15 protein-coding genes are annotated in these 15,956 nt (G+C 71.9%); 6 read left to right on the forward strand and 9 right to left on the reverse strand.

Annotation, left to right across the window (positions count from 1 at the left end; all coding sequences use genetic code 11):
* Window positions 1-185: 185 nt before the first annotated feature.
* On the forward strand, window positions 186-2,000 hold the full coding sequence (locus tag AC3EUV_RS22120) for a TIGR03767 family metallophosphoesterase (RefSeq protein WP_432142377.1): 1,815 nt from the start codon (window positions 186-188) through the stop codon (window positions 1,998-2,000).
* A 66-nt stretch (window positions 2,001-2,066) separates the two neighbouring features.
* On the opposite strand, the gene AC3EUV_RS22125 is transcribed toward AC3EUV_RS22120, so the two are convergent.
* Genes AC3EUV_RS22125 through AC3EUV_RS22135 form a run of 3 tightly spaced genes read right to left on the reverse strand, consistent with a single transcriptional unit; the run spans window position 2,067 to window position 4,204 of the window.
* Window positions 2,067-3,023 (reverse strand): ATP-grasp domain-containing protein, encoded by a 957-nt coding sequence (locus tag AC3EUV_RS22125; RefSeq protein ID WP_435603679.1) that lies wholly within the window; start codon window positions 3,021-3,023, stop codon window positions 2,067-2,069.
* A 27-nt stretch (window positions 3,024-3,050) separates the two neighbouring features.
* Window positions 3,051-3,629, reverse strand: coding sequence for an alpha/beta hydrolase (locus AC3EUV_RS22130; protein ID WP_435603680.1), 579 nt, complete (start codon window positions 3,627-3,629; stop codon window positions 3,051-3,053).
* Window positions 3,617-4,204, reverse strand: a complete 588-nt coding sequence (locus AC3EUV_RS22135) for a hypothetical protein (RefSeq protein ID WP_435603681.1) — start codon at window positions 4,202-4,204, stop codon at window positions 3,617-3,619. Before AC3EUV_RS22135 ends, AC3EUV_RS22130 begins: the two co-directional genes overlap by 13 nt.
* A 337-nt stretch (window positions 4,205-4,541) precedes the next feature.
* Here AC3EUV_RS22135 and dacB point away from each other — a divergent pair, with 337 nt between their 5' ends.
* From dacB to AC3EUV_RS22160, 5 genes are all read left to right on the forward strand, one after another.
* Complete coding sequence (dacB, locus tag AC3EUV_RS22140; protein ID WP_435603682.1) at window positions 4,542-6,149, forward strand: D-alanyl-D-alanine carboxypeptidase/D-alanyl-D-alanine endopeptidase; 1,608 nt, start codon at window positions 4,542-4,544, stop codon at window positions 6,147-6,149.
* 171 nt (window positions 6,150-6,320) lie between these two features.
* Entirely contained in the window at window positions 6,321-6,770 is a 450-nt protein-coding gene (locus tag AC3EUV_RS22145; protein WP_435603683.1) for an RrF2 family transcriptional regulator, read from the forward strand.
* A 152-nt stretch (window positions 6,771-6,922) separates the two neighbouring features.
* The gene (locus AC3EUV_RS22150; protein ID WP_435603684.1) at window positions 6,923-8,179 is read left to right on the forward strand and encodes a globin domain-containing protein; all 1,257 of its coding nucleotides are present in this window, start codon (window positions 6,923-6,925) and stop codon (window positions 8,177-8,179) included.
* Window positions 8,180-8,249: 70 nt separating this feature from the next.
* The gene (locus AC3EUV_RS22155; protein ID WP_435603685.1) at window positions 8,250-8,786 is read left to right on the forward strand and encodes a GNAT family N-acetyltransferase; all 537 of its coding nucleotides are present in this window, start codon (window positions 8,250-8,252) and stop codon (window positions 8,784-8,786) included.
* Window positions 8,787-8,956: 170 nt separating this feature from the next.
* A complete protein-coding gene (locus AC3EUV_RS22160) occupies window positions 8,957-9,475 on the forward strand; it encodes a hypothetical protein (protein WP_432142385.1) in 519 nt (172 codons plus the stop codon).
* A 61-nt stretch (window positions 9,476-9,536) separates the two neighbouring features.
* On the opposite strand, the gene AC3EUV_RS22165 is transcribed toward AC3EUV_RS22160, so the two are convergent.
* From AC3EUV_RS22165 to AC3EUV_RS22190, 6 genes are all read right to left on the reverse strand, one after another.
* Window positions 9,537-10,202: an HD domain-containing protein gene (locus AC3EUV_RS22165; RefSeq protein WP_435603686.1), complete on the reverse strand. Its 666-nt coding sequence runs from the start codon at window positions 10,200-10,202 to the stop codon at window positions 9,537-9,539.
* Window positions 10,203-10,236: 34 nt separating this feature from the next.
* Entirely contained in the window at window positions 10,237-11,598 is a 1,362-nt protein-coding gene (locus AC3EUV_RS22170; RefSeq protein WP_432142387.1) for an NCS2 family permease, read from the reverse strand.
* The gene (locus AC3EUV_RS22175; protein ID WP_432142388.1) at window positions 11,595-12,401 is read right to left on the reverse strand and encodes a hypothetical protein; all 807 of its coding nucleotides are present in this window, start codon (window positions 12,399-12,401) and stop codon (window positions 11,595-11,597) included. The genes AC3EUV_RS22170 and AC3EUV_RS22175 overlap by 4 nt, the downstream gene beginning before the upstream one ends.
* Window positions 12,398-13,768, reverse strand: a complete 1,371-nt coding sequence (locus AC3EUV_RS22180) for an MFS transporter (RefSeq protein WP_435603687.1) — start codon at window positions 13,766-13,768, stop codon at window positions 12,398-12,400. Before AC3EUV_RS22180 ends, AC3EUV_RS22175 begins: the two co-directional genes overlap by 4 nt.
* Before the next feature lie 76 nt (window positions 13,769-13,844).
* Window positions 13,845-14,777, reverse strand: coding sequence for a nucleoside hydrolase (locus AC3EUV_RS22185; protein ID WP_432142390.1), 933 nt, complete (start codon window positions 14,775-14,777; stop codon window positions 13,845-13,847).
* A gap of 85 nt (window positions 14,778-14,862) precedes the next feature.
* Window positions 14,863-15,951, reverse strand: coding sequence for a glycosyltransferase family 4 protein (locus AC3EUV_RS22190; RefSeq protein ID WP_435603688.1), 1,089 nt, complete (start codon window positions 15,949-15,951; stop codon window positions 14,863-14,865).
* Window positions 15,952-15,956 lie beyond the last annotated feature (5 nt).

A 15,956-nucleotide genomic window follows, 5' to 3' on the forward strand; every position in this document is an offset into this window, starting at 1 on the left:
CGGGGCGGGACGTCCCGGTCGGCGCGGCCGGGCGAGGGGCGGACGGTAACCGACAGGCAATGGGTGTACCGCGTTCCGGGTTCGTTCAGCTACCGGTCACGCGCACCGCCCAAGCTCTGGAATGAGACATTCCGATTGGTGACACCGCTGTGGTCGGGCCTCCCCGCCACGGCACGGAGGGCCGCATGGCCGGTATGACCCAGATCCCCACCAACCGTCGTCACTTCCTCCTCACTTCCGGTGCCGCCGTCGCCGGAGCCGGCGCCGCCTGGGCACTTCCGAGCCAGCGCAGCAGCAGCGCGGCGCCGGGCGCCGGACACGCACGGACACTCCCCCGCACCGCGCCCGCCCGCCCGGCCGTACGCCGCGCGGCACCGCACAGCGCCACCACGCTGGACACCGCGGCGCGCCTCGTCGGCAGCAGCGGCTACCGCCGCCTCAGCTCCGGCCCGGGCTGGCCGCTGGTCGTCCGGGGTGAACTCGCCGCCGCGTCGACCCGACGCCAGGACCGGCGCACCCCGCTGGCGTGCTTCGTCCAGTTCACCGACCTCCATGTGGTCGACGTCCAGAGCCCGTTGCGCACCGAGTTCCTGCGCGCCGGGTCGCCGGGAATGTGGCGGGCGCAGGAGGCGCTGTCGGTGGCCGGTTCGGTCTCGCTGGTGGAGCAGGCCAACGCGCTCGGCGGCGGGCCGCACACCGGTCGTCCGCCGGCGTTCGTCATGTCCACGGGCGACAACATCGACAACCACTCCATGGTCGAGCTGGAGTGGTTCCTCACCCTCATGAGCGGCGGCCGCATCACCCCCAACACCGGGGACCCGGCGTCCTTCGAGGGCGTACAGAACTCCGGCCTCCCGCTGTACTGGCACCCGGACGACGCGCTGCGCGACCAGGACAAGAAGCGGGGTCTGCCGCAGATACCCGGCTACCTCGAAGCCGCGATGCGCCCGGTCACCAGCCCCGGTCTGCGCATGCCGTGGTACTCGACGCCCGGCAACCACGACGACCTGCCGGGCGGCTGTCTGGCCCCCCAGGACCCGATGCTGACGGAGTACATCACCGGGTCGCGCAAGCTGTTCTCCGTACCTGACACCGATGTCGCCGCGTTCAAGAAGGTGCTGGATTCCGGCGACGACCCCAAGAGCACGGTGCTCAAGGACATCCTCGCCCGCAACGCCGGCCGGGCACGGACCGTGACCCCCGACGAGCGCCGGCGGATGGCCACACCGCACGAGTATCTGCGGGCCCACCTGGACCCGGCCTTCGCGGGCGCGGGGCCCGTCGGACACGGCTACACCGACAACCACCTCGACGGCGACCGGATGTACTACACCTTCCCCGTCGCGGAGGGTGTCGTCGGCATCAGCATCGACACCACCTACCGCAGCGGTCACTACGAGGGGTCGCTGGGCACCGAGCAACTCCAGTGGCTGGAGCGGACGTTGGCCGCGCACAGCTCCCGCCATTACGACGCGGACGGGCGGCTGGTACGCAATGCCGGTGCCGATGACGCGCACATCCTGGTGTTCAGCCACCATCACAGCCCGAGTATGACCCGGCGGCCCGACGCGGCGCGCGCGGAGGAGCGGCGGCACGACGGCGAGGAGGTCATCGCGCTGCTGAACCGGTTCCCGAACGTGGTGGCGTGGATCAACGGCCACAGCCACATCAATCGCATCACGCCGCACGCCCACCCGACGGCCGCCCGTTCCTTCTGGGAGGTCAACACCGCCTCGCATGTGGACTATCCGCAGCATGCCCGGGTCATCGAACTCGTCGACAACCATGACGGGACGCTGTCCCTGTTCACCACCCTGATCGAGTCCGCCGCGCCGCACCGCACGGACTTCGACGACCTGTCGGCCGTCGGGCTCGCGTCCCTCTACCGCGAGCTGTCCTACAACGCACCCCGTCTCGCCGGTATGACCGGCGCGGTCCATGAAGGGCTGGCGGGCACCCCGGCGGACCGCAACACCGAACTCCTCGTCCGACGGGCCTGATCCGGGGCGGTCACGCCGGACGGGATCCACCGAGGCTTGCCCGTCACCGGTCCGGGCCGGCCCCGCTCAGGCCGCGGAGAGCAAGAAGTCGGCGAAGTGCCCGGTCAGCGGTTCCCCCGTGAGCGGTTCCAGGAACAGGAATTGCCCCTGCGGATTCACCTCAAGCCATACCGGCTCCCCTTCCGGGGTCAGTTTCAGGTCCACGACGCCCATACGCAGGCCGAGTTGGCGCAGTACCGTGCCGACGCGCCGCCGGATGTCGTCGGGGACGGGCCACGGGGAGATGGGCACATTGAGGTCGGGGCGCCAGTCGAGCGCGGTGGTCTCGATCAGGGCGGCATACATCCGGTCACCGAAGCAATTGAGCCTGATGTGGCGGCTTCCCTCGATGTACTCCTGATACGTCGCGGGGCAGATCTCGAACGACGGTGCCGGGATCCCTTCCGGGTCGTCGATCCAGCGGGTGTAGAGGGAAGGCCCGCGGGCGCCGACCACGGGCTTGACGATGGTCCGTCCGACCTTCCGGGTGAAGGCGATGACCTCGTCCCGTGACTGCGAAATCAGGGTCCGTGGCACGCGGAAGCCGGACGCCTGGGCCACGGCCAGTTGATACAGCTTGTCGGCGGCCAGGTCGGTCGCGGCGGGCGGTGAAATCCAGTCGCCGTGAAAGGTGGCCGCGAGAATTCCGCCCAGCGCGCCACGACAGTCGTTGTTGACCAGACTGCGCTCATGGGCGCTGCCCGCCGCCCCGGTGACGTCCTGGTCGGCCCTGGCCCGCCGCCACCACAGCAGCGCCGCCTCCTCCGGGGCCACCGGCACGCCCTCGGACGTCAGGACGGTCGCGGCACCGGTGCGACCGTCCGCTTCCTCGCGGTGGGAGCGCCAAGAGAGGCTCTGCCGGCCGCTGATGGTGTCGCATTCCACGATATGGAAGACGTGACCGCGGCTGCGCACCGCGTGCTGGACCGCGAGGGCATGCAGGTCGTCGTGGAAGGAGACGGCCAGGATCATGCCATGTCGCACGCGTCGCTATGGCTTGCCTCGCCGAATTCACAGCCCGATTCGGCGGCCACACCCGCGAGGTTGTCGGCGACGATTTCCAGGCCGGTGGTCAGTCGCACCGCGTTTTCCCACGCCCGGAGTTGCTCGGGGGTCTTCAACCGCACAAAGCCGCTCGGCTGGACCCGGAGGACGACGGGGGGTGGTGTCGTGACGAACTCTTCCGAGTTCTTGTCCAGCGCCGCCGGTCACGGTGAACAGCCGCGAACCGCGCAGCGCACGGTGTGCCGCGAGCGCGCCCTCGTAGTACGTGGCGGGATCGTGCTCCGAGTTGAGCATCAGCGTGGTCGGCAGGCCCTTGCCGGTGACGCGTACTCGGGGTGCGGCGGGCACCGGCCAGGCCGCGCAGGTCGCCGCGTAGGCGAGTTCGCGCGCCCCGACGAGCGGATGGGCCGCGGTGTCCTCGGCGCTGCGCCGGATCCAGTAGCCGAGGTCACCGCGCCACGGGGTGTCGTTGCAGGTCACCGAGAAGAAGGTGGCGGCGAAGCCCGGGGACAGATTGCGCACGCCGAGCAGGGCACGGAACAGATCCATGTCGCGCACCGCCTGCTCGGTGGTCAGCCAGGGCACCAGATCGCCGCTGCGCCGCAGACAGCCGGCGACGAGCCGCCGGGAGCGGTCGAGGTCGCCGCGCAGGGCCGCGGGCGCACGGTCGCGGAAGTCATGGGCGTAGAAGTCCTGGAACTCGGCGTCGGTCTGACACCGGGCGGGTGTGCTGCTGCCGACCCGCGCTGGTCGAAGCCGACCACGTCGTACGCGGCGCCTACGGCGGGCGAACGTGCGGCGAAGTCCGCGGGCCGGGTCAGCCCCGAGGCCCCCGGGCCGCCCGCCGCCATCATCAGGACACCGCGCCGCCGGGCGGGGTCGCTCGCGCGATGCCGGGAGACCGCGACGGTGAGGTCCGGCCCGGTGTCCGGGTGGTGCCAGTCGCGCGGCACGGTCATGCGCGCGCACTCCAAGGACGGTTTCGCCTCGCAGGGCTGCCAGTTGAGCTGCTGGTGGGCGTAGCGGGCCGGTACCGGCGGCCCGGTGCGGTCCGCCGCGCGGGCCGGGGCCGCGGTGGGCAGCGCCGCCGTCAGTAATGCGGCGGCGGCCATTCCCGACAGCGCGGCTCTCGGCCACCGTGGTGCTTTGAACGCGGACATCGATCCTCCCGTCGGCGCGCGGGGTGCGCTGCCACGGCAAGAATCCTCGGCGTCCGGTCGCTCCGCGGTCGATCACCCTGGTGCCCGTTCGCGGGGTGGCACCAGCACCACCACGGCTCTCCCCGCGCCGCGCACTCGCCATGTGCGCGCCGCCGCCTTCTCGCCGTCGTGGGGGCGCGCGCCGACTGCCTCCCCCGTCTGCCGTCCGCACCCCGGCGCTGGGACGTCCGGGGGACCCTGGCCGACGTGCTGCGGCCTCGCGACGGTCGTGGGCAGTACTGTCAGGGCGGGCATATCGGCAGATATGCGGCAGAACAACACCATCGGTGGAGTCTGTATGTCCCCCTCCGTCCCCACGCGGTCGGCCCGGCGGCGGGTCTTCGGCACCCTGTGTGTGCTGCTGGCCGTCGGCGTCGTCATCACCGGCCTCGTCCAGGCGGCGCCGTCCGCCACGCCCCGCACGCTCGACCCGCGGATCGCCTCGGTCATGCGGAAGCCGGACTACCGGCATGCCCAGTGGGGCCTGTTCCAACAGGATCCGCGGACCGGCAAGGTGACCCAGTCCCGCTACGCCGACCAGTTCTTCATCCCCGGTTCGGCGGCCAAGCTGTTCAGCGTCAGCGGAACCTGGCACACCCTGGGCGGCGACCACCGCTTCGTCACGCCGGTCCACGCCGTCGGACAGCGCCGGAACGCGACGCTCAAGGGCGATCTGGACCTGGTGGCACAGGGCGATCTGACCCTTGGCGGCAGAACCCGCAAGGACGGCACGGTCGCGTACACCACCATCGACCACACCTACGCCAACGACGTCCCGGGAGCCACCCTCACCCCGGAGAACCCGCTGGCCGGTATCGACCAGCTGGCCCGGCAGGTACGGCAGTCGGGCATCCGCCGGGTCGACGGCGATGTGGTCGTCGACGCCCGGCTGTTCACGCCGGACCCCGGCCTCGATCCGGTCCCCACCCCGCTGATCATCAATGACAACGTCATCGATCTGCTCACCACCCCCGGCGCCGAGGCAGGCACCCCCGCCGGGCTGGAGTGGCGCCCGAAGGTCGCGCCCTACCACGTCACGTCCTCCGTCCGTACGGTCGCGGCAGGCAAACCCTCCGACATCAATGTGAGCAGCTCCCCCGACGGCACCCGCATCCAGCTGTCCGGCACCATCGCCGCCGACTCGGCCCCCGTCCTCCGGGTGTCCGCCATCAAGGACCCGAACGCTTTCGGCCGCACCGCCCTGATCGAGGCACTACAGCGAGCCGGCGTCGAGGTCCGCGCGAAGGCCATCGGCCGCAACCCCGCCCGCCGGCTGCCGCGCTCCTATGAGGGCGTCCCCACCGTGGCCCGCTACACCTCCCCCGTGTACGCCCAGTACGCCAAACTCATCCTCAAGGTGAGCCACAACCTCGGGGCAAACCTGGGGATCTGCCTGATGGCCACCAGCACGGGAAGCACCAACTGCAACGACGGTTTCCCCGTCCTCGCCACATTCCTGGACCGTGCCCAGGTGGACCGCAAGGCCGTACAACTCGCCGACGGCCGCGGCGGCAACCCCGCCGACCGGACCACCCCGCGCGCCATGGCACAGATCCTGACGTACTGGCAGCGCACCCCCGAGGCGCAGCGCTTCCGCACCTCACTGCCGATCCTGGGCGTCGACGGCACCCTGGCGGATTCCTGCCGCAGCTGCCCGTCACGCGGCAAGGTCTTCGCCAAGACCGGCACCGCGGCGGGCGGCGACCTCCTCAACGACCGGCTGGCCGTGGGCGCCGAAACCACGGCCGGCTATCTGGAGACCCGTAAGGGCCACTTCGACGTCTTCTTCGCCGGCGTGAACGGCGCCGCCACCCCCACCGCCGACATCACCGGCGTCCTGACCATCGCCAACGACGTGGCCGATGTCGCCGCCTACCTCCAGCAACAGGCGGCGGGCGGGCGATGAGCGGGGCGGCGGAGGGGAGCGTGGCTCTTCGCGCACCCGCCTCGCGGCCTGACCCGTTCCGCCGCGTTCACCGCCCCTCCGCCTCCCCCATGACCACCCGGGGCCACGACCTCGCCCTCCTCCCCAGTCCCTTAATTGGCATCTTGGATGCCATTTCTATAGAGTGCTGCTGTGCGACTCACCAAAAGCACCGACATCGCCCTCCGCATCGCCATGCGCCTGGCGGTGCTCGGCGATACAGGGGACGCGCCCACTACCCGGGAGGTGGCGAGCGCCGTCCAGGTGCCGTACACCCATGCCGCCAAGGTGGTCAGCAAGCTTCAGCATCTCGGCGCCGTCGAAGCGCGGCGCGGGCGAGGCGGCGGGCTGGCGCTGACGACGGCGGGGCGTACGGGGTCGCTCGGGCGGCTGGTGCGTGAGCTGGAGGGGACCGATGACGTCGTGGGGTGCGAGGACGATCCGCCGTGTCCGCTGCGTGGCGGGTGCCGGCTGCGCGGGGCGCTGCGGGCGGCGCAGGAAGCGTTCTACGCCTCGCTCGATCCGCTCTCCGTCGCCGACCTGATCGAATCGCCGACCGGTCCGTTGCTGATCAGCCTGACGTCCGCTCCATCCACGGACTGAGCCGCACCGTCGGTCGGCCGGCCGAGGGCGCGCGCCTCCGGGCCGCCCCCTCGGACCAACCCATCCCGCACGCCGCCTTTTTCATGGCTGGAAATACGCATCTGAGATGCGACTTTAGCGCTCCCCCCGCCTTCGAGAGTCAGGAGTTACCCATGCTGTCGCCGAAGTCCGCCGAGACCGTACGTGCCACCCTCCCCGCTGTGAGCGGCGCCATCGACGAGATCGCGACGCTGTTCTACGAGAAGCTCTTCGCCGCCCACCCCGAGCTGTTGCGCGACCTCTTCAACCGCGGCAACCAGGCCAACGGCAGCCAGCGGCAGGCCCTCGCCGGGTCCATCGCCACCTTCGCGCGCCATCTCCTCGACCACCCGGACAGCCGGCCGGACGCCATGCTCGCGCGGATCGCGCACAAGCACGCCTCCCTCGGGGTGCGCGAGGACCAGTACCCGGTCGTGCGGGAGCACCTTTTCGCGGCCATCGCCGAGGTGCTGGGCGAGGCGGTGACCGACGACGTGGTCCGGGCCTGGGACGAGGTGTACTGGCTGATGGCCCATGCTCTGATCGCCGTCGAGAAGCGGCTCTTCCGGGAGGCGGGTGTGCGGGACGGCGCGGTATGGCGTCCCTACCGGGTGGCCGGCCGGGTGCAGGAGACCGATGAGGTGGCCACCTTCCTCCTGCGGCCTGCCGACGGCGCCCCGGTACCGGCGTCCCGGCCCGGCCAGTACGTTTCCGTACAGGTCCAACTCCCGGACGGCGCACGGCAGATACGTCAGTACAGCCTGTCCGGGCAGCCGGACGGCGGGCTACAGATCTCCGTGAAGCGGGTGGCGGCGGACGGCCCGTCCGGTGCCCCGGCGGGCGAGGTGTCCGAGTATCTGCACACGCAAGTGCACGGCGAGGAGACCCTGTACGTGAGCCCGCCGTTCGGCGATGTGGTGCTGTCCGACGACGGTGACGGGCCCCTGCTCTTCGCCTCGGCGGGCATCGGCTGCACCCCCATGGTCGGCATGCTCGCGCACCTCGCCGCCACCGGCTCCCGGCGCCGGATCATCACCGCGCACGCCGACCGCTCCCCCGCCACGCACCCGTTCCGTACGGATCTGCGCCGGCTCACCGGCAAGCTCGCCGACGCGACGGTGGAACTCTGGTACGAGGACGGGGCCGGGATCGAAGAGGAGGGCGCGGGGCGGGAGTCGGGCGGCGCGGTGGACGCCGTGGACGCGGTGGACGGGGTGACCGTGCGCTCCGGGCTGATGGATCTGACGCAGCTCGCCCTTCCTGCCGGGACCACCGCGTATCTGTGCGGGCCGGTGCCGTTCATGAAGGCGGTACGGGCCCAACTGCTGGACTCCGGTGTACCGTCCGCGGCGATCCACTACGAGGTCTTCGGCCCGGACCTCGGGCTGTAGGTGCGTCCACACCGGCCGGTGAGGCAGGAACAGCATTGCCAACGGTCGGTGGGGGCAGCAAGATCGAGGAATGACAGCGCACCTGCCTTCCGCGTCGCCGGCTGTGGTCCGGCTGACGCGGTTCACGCGGACGGAACTGAGCGAGATCGTCGGGGACGGCGAGGACGCCTTCGGGGTCTCCTGGACGGGGCTGACCTGGCGGGCCAAGGAGGAGCACTTCGGCATCAAACGGGACGGCCGTCTCGTGGCGCACACCGGTCTGGTGACGGTTCCGCTGTCGATCGGTTCCGTGGAGACCCGGGCGGTCGGCGTCGGAGGGGTGGTCGTCGCTCCCGATCTGAGAGGGCAGGGGCTGGCGCGGGTCGTCATGGCCGCCGCTCTGGAGCATGCGCGTACGTTGGGACCGGATTACGGCCTCCTCTTCTGTATGCCGCATCTCCTCCCCCTGTACGAGCGGTTCGGCTGGCAGCAGCTCCATGAGGACGTGGAGGTCGAGCAGCCCGGGGACACCACCGCGGTCATGCCGCTGCGGAATATGTGGGTGCCGCTCTGCGAGGGGGCGCGGTGGCCGGTGGGGCCGGTGCGGCTGCGGTCGCTGCCCATGTGAGCGACCGTGTCCGTCACGGGCTCGACGGGGGCGGGGCCGATCGCACCGCCGCGTGCGGCCGCCGCCGTCGGCGGCTCGGGACTGCCACGGGAGTTCGTATGTGTCCTTCGTCCGCGTGGCCGATCGGCGCGTCGTTTGGACAGCTCACGGGCCTCCGACACCGTGAGGGCGTGCGCCCTCTCCTCCTTCGCCTCGTCGCAGCGACGGCCGTTCTCCTCGCGGTCGGCGGCTGTGTGTCCCTTCCCGCCGACGGCTCCCCGCACGACCCCGGTCCCGCGTCGGGCGGACGCACGGTCGCCCCGGCCCGGCCCTCGCCGCTGGTGCTGCCCACCGAGGCGTCATCGCGCGAGCGGCTGGTGGATGTGGCGTCCGCGCGGCGGAAGGCGAAGCGGACCGCGGCGTCACGGAAGGGGCACGCCGCCCCGCGGCACGCCTCGCCGGGGCACCGGGCGGAACGGCGCCCCGTGGGGCGGCCGGTGCCGCGGCCCGCTCGTTCGGTGGCGTCGAGGCCGCGTCCGGTGCCGGTGCGCACGGTGCCGGGGAAGCGGCATCACGTGGCGCCGCCGCGTGCGCACCGGCGGCCGCCGCGGCCCCGCTCGACGATCGATCCCGGTGTGGTGTGCCGGATGGCGGCCGGCCGGGTCCGTGGGGATCTGCTGCGACTGTGTCATCGGACGTACGGGAACTGAGCGGTGCGGCCGCCGAGTTGGTGCCGGCCGCGCCGACCGGTGAGCGTCAGGAACAGGAGCGTCAGGAACAGGAGTCGCCGCGGGGGACCCAGCCGTTGGCGGCTCCGGTGTGGATCAGGTCCTGGGCGTAGCGCCAGAGTTCCGCGCAGGCGTCCTTGATGACGGACTTGCGGGCGAGTACGTCGTCCTCCGTGACGCCCGGGGTGCGCCAGGTCCCGCCGCGGTTGCCGTAGTTGAGCAGCAGCGGCTGGAGCCGGTCCATGGCCTTGGCGAAACGTGCCTCGGGGGTGACCCGGGCCTCGAACTCGTCCCACAGGGCCCGGAAATGCTCCCGCTGGTCGTCGGGCAGCAGCGCGAAGAGCTTGTCCGCCGCCCGCTGTTCCCTCTCCTCCTGGTCCGCGGCGGCCGCGGTGTCGTACAGGAAGGTGTCTCCGGCGTAGATCTCCACCAGGTCGTGCACGACGACCAGGGCGAGCACCTTGCCGGCGTCGACGGGTACGTCCGCGTACTCCGTGAGCACCAGGGTCATCAGTGCGAGGTGCCAGGAGTGCTCGGCGTCGTTCTCCCTGCGGTCCGCGCTCAGCAGCGGACTGCGCCGGAAGACGTTCTTGAGCCGGTCGGCCTCCATGATGAACTCGATCTGGCGGCGCAGCCGTTCGGGGGTGCCGTCGGGCTGCCGGACGGTCCCGGCGAGGAGGGGGATGTCCTGGTCATCGTCGTGCGGCATGGCGGGCTCCTTGGAGGGGTGGGGGACGCGGCGGTCAGCGGTGGAGGTATTGCAGTACGACGCCGGCCATGAGCAATAACGTCGTCACCCATAGCGCGGGATGCGGCCGCCGGCGGCCGATGAGGCTCGCGGCCACGCTCACCACGAAGGCCGCGGCCATCGCCTGGTCGATCGCCAGGGTGGCGACGGTGACGGCCACGGCGGTCACCGTGACGGTCAGGCCCAGGCGGTCGGTGCCGCCCGGCCGGCGGGTGGTCAGCATCTTGACGGCCACGAAGACCAGGGTGCCCGTAGTGGCCTCCACCGGGACATGGACCAGGACCGGGCCGAGGAACAGGCAGGAGAACAGGAGCAGTCCGGTGACGACCGCCGCGATCCCGGTCCGGGCACCGGCGCGGATCCCGACCGCGCTCTCCACGAACGCCACGAAGCTGGACGAGCCCACGGCGGACCCGGCGACGGTGGCCCCGGCGTCGACCAGCAGCGCCGCACGCATCCCGGGTACCCGCCCCTTGGCGTCCTGCAACGGGGTGTGCGCCGAGAGGCCCACGACTTTCGCGATGCTGCCGAAGAAGTCGAGTGCGAACAGCACCAGAATGACGCTCCATGCGCGGGGATCGGTGAGGACGGTGAGGTCGAAGCGGAGGAGCGCCGCGCCGCTTCCGTGGACGCCGTCGTGCACCGCGCCGGCGCGGAGGCCCGCGACGGCGCAGTACAGCGCGGCGGCCGCGATGCCGCCCAGGACGGCCGCGGCCCGTGCGCCGAGCCGGTCCAGGACCAGGGCGACCGCGAGGCCGAGGTACAGGGCCACGGCGGGTGGTCCCGTCCAGTCGCCCAGGCCGGACAGCCGTCCGTCGGTGGTGCGCACGAGGTGTGCGATCTGTAGCCCCACCAGGCCGATGAACGCGCCGACCGCGGCGGCGAGGGCCGAACGCAGCTCCGGCGGGATGGCGTTGATCACCGCCGCGCGCAGCCGCAGCAGCGACACCGCCAGCATCGCCACTCCGGACCAGAACACCATGCCCAGCGCCTGGGGCCAGGTGTAGGCGAGGGTGCCGACCACGGAGAACGCCACCATCGCGTTCATCTCCATGCCCGGCGCCACCGCGAACGGGAGCCGGGCCCACAGCCCCATGGCCATGGTGGCGAGGCCGCCGACCGCCGCCGTCGCGAAGAAGGCGGCGGAGTGCGGGATGCCTCCCTGGGCGAGAATCGCCGGGTTGACGACCACGATGTAGGAGAGCGCCAGGAACGTCGATATCCCGGCGACGATCTCGCGGCGCCAGGTCGAGCCGCGGGCGCTCAGGGAGAAGTAGCGGTCGACGGCTCCGGGCCCGGCCGTGGCCTCGCGCCGGAGCAGTTCCGGGCCGCGCCCCGGGCTGTCCGGAGTGGTCACGCCGGGGTCCCCCGGGGCGGGGAGGCGGGCGCCACCGGGCTGATGGTGTCCCCGACATCGCCCAGTACGACCTGTTCGGGGGCGTCCGGCCGCACGGCGTAGAACTTTTCGTTCAGCGCGCCCGACACCTGTCCGACGTGCAGGGTCAGCGACACCTGAAGTTGCTCGGCGTAGCGCGCCAGGGCGAGCGCGCCCTGCTGGGTGGAGTGGCAGGTGAAGATCTCGACGTCGGCACCGGGCCGGACGGTCAGCTGCATGAGGGCCATGAGGGTCACCCCGCTGGCCACCACACCGTCGATGATCACCAGCCGGTCGGCCTGCGAGGGCAGCCATTCGTCCACCCCGACGAGCAGCCCGCCGCCCACCGGCATCCGCTTGGCCTGGGGCGTCCAGCCCTGGCGCTGGGGCATGACACCGAGTCGTTCGGCGAGGATGCGGCCTTCGCGTTCCGGGGCTATGACGGTCGTTCCCCATGCGGAGGCACGGTGGGCCGGCGGGACGGGCAGCATGCCGTAGATGTCGAGCAGCGCCTGGAGATAGCGGGTGCGGTCGGCGTGCTGCTGGTGGGGGAGGTTGGCGACGGCCGTGACGGTGGCCATCCGCTCGGTCACGTCGGGACGGACGGCGGAGGCGACAGAGATGTTCCCCGGCAGCGGCCCCGGGGTGTGCAGCGACTCCAGCAGCTCGGGGCCGAAGTGGACCAAGTGGCTGAAGTAGGTGTCGTGTTCCTTCTCGAAGTCGTCCACCGTGCGCCGGGCCTCCGGCGGGAGTCCTGGCCGGTCGAGCAAGTGAGCGGTGTTCATCGATGACCTCCGGTCCGTGGCTCGAAAGAGGGGTCGTGCGGGGAGACGGGGGCGGGCGTGGGCCCGGTACGCGGCAGGCGGAGCAGCGCCGCCGGCGCGGCGGCCGCGGCGATGACCGCGGTGGCGCAGAAGGTCCACACGAAGTCCCCGGCCACCGGATGCTCCCCGTGGAGGAGGACCAGCAGCGCCAGGCCGAGGGAGCCGCCGAGGTACTGCGCCGTGGTGACCAGGGCGCTCCCGGTGCCGTTGCTCTCCGGCGGGAGGTCGCGGGTGCCCGTGATGAACATGCCGGTGAACGCCATGCCCTGGCCGAAACCGCTCAGCAGCAGCCCCGGCAGGATGCCCGCCACATATCCGCCCCGGGTGCCGACGGCCAGCGCGAGCACCACCAGTCCGGCCGCTCCGGTGAGATAGGCGAGGGACAGCAGCCGCCCCAGCGGCAGCCGGCCCGCCAGCCGTCCGGCGACGGTGTTTCCCACCACGATGGTCCCGGCGAGCGGCAGGAAGGCCATGCCCGCGGCGAGCGCGCTGTAGCCCCGTACGTCCTGGAGGTACAGGGTGACGAGGTAGAACTCGGCGCCGAAGCTCGCCATGTACAACGCCGCGACCAGGCAGGCCACTTGGAGGGCCCGTACGCCCAGCAGGGCGCGGGGCACCAGCGGCCGGCGCCGGCTGCGGACGAGGACCCCGCCGGCGAGCACCGCCACCACCAGCGCGGCGGCGACCACGGGCCGGGAGGGGTGGGCGCGGGAGAGTTCGGTGCAGGCCAGGACGACAGCGACGACCGCGGCACAGGCGGAGAGGGTGGCCGCGGTGGCGAGCGGGGCCCGCTCGGCTTCGGTGGTGGCGCGGACCGCCCGCCCGGCGGCGAGCAGACAGACCGCCACGATGGGGAGGTTGATCCAGAAGATCCACTGCCAGGAGGCCACTTCGAGGATGCCTCCCCCGGCCGTGACACCGAGGGCGAGTCCGACCGCGCCCGTGGTCCCCCACACGCTCACCGCCCGGTCCCGCTCCGGCCCCGACGGGTAGGCGGCGCTGAGCAGTCCCAGCGTCGCCGGCACCAGCAGGGCGGCCGCCACCCCCTGCCCGACGCGCGCCGCGATCAGGGGGGCGGCGGACGAGGAGAGCGCGGCGCCGACCGAGGACGCGGCGAAGAGCAGCTGGGCGGTGAGGAAGACCCGGCCGGGTCCGAAGATATCGGCCAACTGCCCGCCCAGCAGCAGGAATCCGGCGAAGAAGATGGCGTATGCGCTGACGATCCACTGAAGGGCGACCGCGGAGAAGTGCAGGCTTCCCCCGATGTCGGGGAGCGCGACGTAGATGATGGAGAAGTCGAGCGCCACCAGCAGCTGCGCCCCTGCCAATGCCGTGAGTAAGCGGGCACCGGGAGTCGGTACGGGAGAAGCGGGCACGGTCGGTCAGCCTCCGTTGGTCAACAGGTCAGCCCAGGGCGGCGAGCGCCTTCAGGAACACGTCCCAGAACCGCTCGGTGTCCAGATGCGTCGCCACCAGGGCATTGGGGGCTCTCCCCGTCACACCGTAGAGGTCGATCACGGTCGCGCCCCGGGTGAACTCGCCACGCAATTCGATCGAGACGGGGGCCTCGACGCAGTCCACCAGGCTCGGGTCGAGCACCCGGGCGATGGCGACGGGGTCGTGCAGCGGCGCGTCGGGCAGATCCCAGATCTGGTCGTAGGTGCGGGAGCGGAAGGCGAGGAGGGCCGCGGACACCTCGCTGATGTGGGTGCCGACATCGAGGATCCGGTCCAGCACCTCGCGGGTGACCGGGGCCTGGTGGGTGACGTTGAGGCCGCAGTAGGTGAGGGGGACGCCGGTGGCGAGTACTTCGTGGGCTGCCTCGGGGTCGACCAGGATGTTGTACTCGGAGTAGGGCAGGGTGTTGCCGCGGTGGGTGGCCCCACCCATGCAGACGATCTCCTTGATCTTCGCCTTGTCCTCCGGGTGCAGGGCGAGGAGTCCGGCGATATTCGTCTGCGGACCGGTGACCACCAGGGTGACGGGTTCGGGACTGTCGGACAGGATGCCGTGGATCAGGTCCACGGCGTGCGCGGAGTGCAGCGGCACCTCGGGCTCGGGGAAGTCCCAGCCGTCCAGGCCGGTTTCGCCGTGTACATCGTCGCCGATCAGCAGCATGCCGGTGAGCGGCTTGGGATATCCGGCGGCGACGGGGACGTCAAACGCTTTGGCGAGGGCGCACATCCGCCGCGCGTTGAGCGCGGTCTTCGCCACGGTCTGGTTGCCCGCGCTGGTGGTCACGGCCTTCAGCTCCACGCGGGGGTCGCCGACGGCGAGCAGGATGGCCATCGCGTCGTCGTGGCCGGGGTCGCAGTCCAGGATGATCGGGGTGGGCATGCGGGGCTCCCTGGTGGGTGGGTCGGGGCAACTGCGGCAGGTCGGCGGTTTCATGGCGCCGGGCGGGGTGCGGGCGACCGGTCCGTCACGCGGGGCCGGCCAGGGTCCGGTAGAAGGCCAGGTGGTGCCGGCCGGCGGTGGCGAAACCGTCCCGGAGGTGCTGGGCCAGGGCGCGGTCAGCGGTGGTCGGTGCGACGGCCGGCCGGTCCATCGCTGCCCTGAGCGCCTCGGTCAGGGCCCGGACATCGCCGGCGGGGACGAGGGTGGCGGCCGAGTAATCGCCCAGCAGCAGCGGCAGGTTGCCCGAGTCGCTGGCGATGATCCGGCGGCCGCAGATGATGGCCTGGGCGACGGACAGCGAGAACGGCTCGCCGTGGGCGCCGCGGTCGATGGTCGGGTGGATGACGAGGTCGCTGGCGCGGATCGCGGCCCAGCTCTGCTCGGGCCGGTAGTGGGTGAAGTGCACCCGCCCCTTCGCCTGCCAGACCGCGGCCCGTTCGAGCAGCGCGTCGGGGATGCCGGGCGGCCAGATGAGGTGCTGGGTTCCCGCGTGCACGAAGTGCAGATCGACGCCTTCGTCCAGCAGCGTCAGGGATGCCGCAAGGCTCAGGTGGGAGCCCTTCCACCGGGTCATCCGGCTGGGTTGCAGCACGGTGGTGCCGCCCGCTCCGCCGGGGAGCCGGAAGGGGGCCTCGAACAGCGGCAGCGCCAGCGGCAGGGTGACGACCTCGGCCGCGGGCAGTCTGCGCCGGACCTCGCCGGCCACGAACTCGGAGTGCACGGCGAGCGGGCCGGGGAGTGTGGCGAGGAACTCCCACCGCTCCGGCCGTTCGTCGATGTTGTGCAGATCGAAGACGAAGCGGCCGGACCAGCGGCGCTCCCGCAGCCGCGCCACAAGGGCGGTCACGACCTCGGGTTTGTGCCACTGCGGGTTGTGCCAGTGCACGACGTCCGCGCTCCGGCACCGCTCGGCGAGTGCGGCGACACCGGCCGGGCCGGCGGGCACCTCGATGTCGAGGGCCGGGTCGTAGTCGCAGTCCGGTGACCGCGGGGTGCCGACGACGGCCCGTACCTCGCACGGCAGGGCGGCGAGTTGGCCGACGACCGCCCGCAGATGGGTCTCTACGCCGCCGGTGACCGGTAAGCCGGTCCAGTGGACATGGACGATGCGCACCGTGC

It is taken from the genome of Streptomyces sp. bgisy130 (assembly GCF_057708345.1).

What these genes read in the sequence shown, in the direction of transcription:
- AC3EUV_RS22135 (WP_435603681.1), bottom strand. Translation starts at nt 4,204, where the DNA reads ATGTCCGCGTTCAAAGCACCACGGTGGCCGAGAGCCGCGCTGTCGGGA.
- AC3EUV_RS22165 (WP_435603686.1), bottom strand. Translation starts at nt 10,202, where the DNA reads ATGCCGCACGACGATGACCAGGACATCCCCCTCCTCGCCGGGACCGTC.
- AC3EUV_RS22175 (WP_432142388.1), bottom strand. Translation starts at nt 12,401, where the DNA reads ATGAACACCGCTCACTTGCTCGACCGGCCAGGACTCCCGCCGGAGGCC.
- AC3EUV_RS22150 (WP_435603684.1), top strand. Translation starts at nt 6,923, where the DNA reads ATGCTGTCGCCGAAGTCCGCCGAGACCGTACGTGCCACCCTCCCCGCT.
- AC3EUV_RS22120 (WP_432142377.1), top strand. Translation starts at nt 186, where the DNA reads ATGGCCGGTATGACCCAGATCCCCACCAACCGTCGTCACTTCCTCCTC.
- dacB (WP_435603682.1), top strand. Translation starts at nt 4,542, where the DNA reads ATGTCCCCCTCCGTCCCCACGCGGTCGGCCCGGCGGCGGGTCTTCGGC.
- AC3EUV_RS22155 (WP_435603685.1), top strand. Translation starts at nt 8,250, where the DNA reads ATGACAGCGCACCTGCCTTCCGCGTCGCCGGCTGTGGTCCGGCTGACG.
- AC3EUV_RS22185 (WP_432142390.1), bottom strand. Translation starts at nt 14,777, where the DNA reads ATGCCCACCCCGATCATCCTGGACTGCGACCCCGGCCACGACGACGCG.